Below are 1,704 nucleotides of genomic sequence, written 5' to 3'. Positions count from 1 at the left end.
GTAGGAGGTAATAGACTTAACTAGGACAAGCTCGGTATTCTAGCAAATTATGAGCGTATGGTATTGATTGATTAATGAGCGATTCAACAAAGCCGCCTTCCGCCATCTTTTCCACAGCTTTTACACGAACAAATTAGCCTTCCTGATTAACTTATTCGTGTGCCTACGGCACACTTGCGACAGAACCTTCAGTTTTTGGTAGTAATACCAGGTTGACTGAGAGTACAATAAGCTGACTTGTTATCACATTTTATCGTTACATTATTACCTAATAATACGGGTTTATTTTTTCTACCATGGCCAATAAATGGATAGTAATAGACAGGTTTATTTACCTGTTCCGCGAAACGCTTTATAACTGATTTATACATTAATCGTTGTTCATCACGAGGATCAAGAGGATAAAACTGACCAAATATAATACCTTTAATATCAAATTCTTTTTTGTATAAAAGTTGATGGAGTGTTCTATCTAACTGCCTAAATGATACACCAACATCTTCGATAATTAGTACTTTATTTTTTAAGTTAGGCTCAAAACGTGTTGAAAAAAGTGAAGTTATTAAGGTTAAATTGCCTCCCCTTAACTCACCTGCTATATCTTTCCTTGCTTGTTTATTAAGAGGTTCGATATTTTCATATTGAATTCCATTTTGTGTAATACTTAGTATATCAGGTAACGGTTCTAGATCATTGATGATTGGTTTTTCTCCATCATTGGGTATTATTTCTTCATTGTAACTTGCCACAACACCATGCATTGACTTCCAACCAAGCTCTTCATTGATAAAAGTATGGATTGCAGTTACATCACTGAAGCCCACAACAAGTTTTGGATTGACTATAGTTAATTTATTTTTAACTTTATAAAGATAAGGTAATAGATTGATGCCACCACCACCACCTTTTACAAACCATATAATGTCAATCTGTTTATCCTTTAATGCGTTAATTAAATTTTTTGCTCGTTCTTCATCAGTATTTACATAACCAAAGTCAGAAACAACTTGATTAAGATATTTTGTTGTTACTAAATAGTTTGCTTTTTCAAGGGTACTTTTAATCTTTGAAATTTTGGTTTCATCATATTGGGAAGATACCGCGATGAGAGCAACTTGTTCGTAATTTTTTGCTAACAAGTTATGTGAAAATAATATACACACGATAATTACAATAACTTCTTTAATCATGCTAATTTTCTTACTACAAATTAAAATTACAACCAAATCGAGCATATTAAATTATAAAATGTCGGGGCCCTAGATTTGATAACTTATCTGTTTCCAATAGTGCGGACAGTATTTTTCTCTTACACAACAGTCCTAAATACCTTACCTTATAAGGTCTGTATTTATTGTTTACCAGATAAACTAAGTTACGATAAAATATCAGAACATAGCTATACTCCTTAGATCTTATGTGTACTAGCTATCTAAAACGTCTCACAACATTATGTTTTTATAACTTATTTTAAAAAGAGTCAATAGATATTGCTGGTTCTGTCGCAAAAGTTATTTAGTCGCCCCTGAAAAAGATTTGGCTCTATATGGATTCCTAGGGGGTAGCATATAATACAACTAAAGATGTATTATGCACGTCTATTTGGGTGAATTAAGTCAGTAATAAGCAAAGAATGATCAATATCAAACAACTGGTAAATGATGAGCAATGCTACCAGTTTATTCGTCAGAGACGTTGGCCTGA

At 32.7% G+C, this 1,704-nt stretch carries 1 protein-coding gene; it reads right to left on the bottom strand.

All coding sequences use genetic code 11. From position 1 onward, the window contains the following. Window positions 1-188 precede the first annotated feature (188 nt). On the bottom strand, window positions 189-1,190 hold the full coding sequence (locus tag F607_RS0126775; protein WP_051311881.1) for an LD-carboxypeptidase: 1,002 nt from the start codon (window positions 1,188-1,190) through the stop codon (window positions 189-191). Between the last annotated feature and the right edge of the window lie 514 nt (window positions 1,191-1,704).

It is taken from the genome of Zooshikella ganghwensis DSM 15267, assembly GCF_000428585.1.
GTDB lineage: Bacteria > Pseudomonadota > Gammaproteobacteria > Pseudomonadales > Zooshikellaceae > Zooshikella > Zooshikella ganghwensis.
This window is presented reverse-complemented; position numbering and strand designations above follow the sequence as displayed.

Coding starts and splice junctions, on each gene's coding strand:
- F607_RS0126775 (WP_051311881.1), bottom strand. CDS start 1,190: ATGATTAAAGAAGTTATTGTAATTATCGTGTGTATATTATTTTCACAT.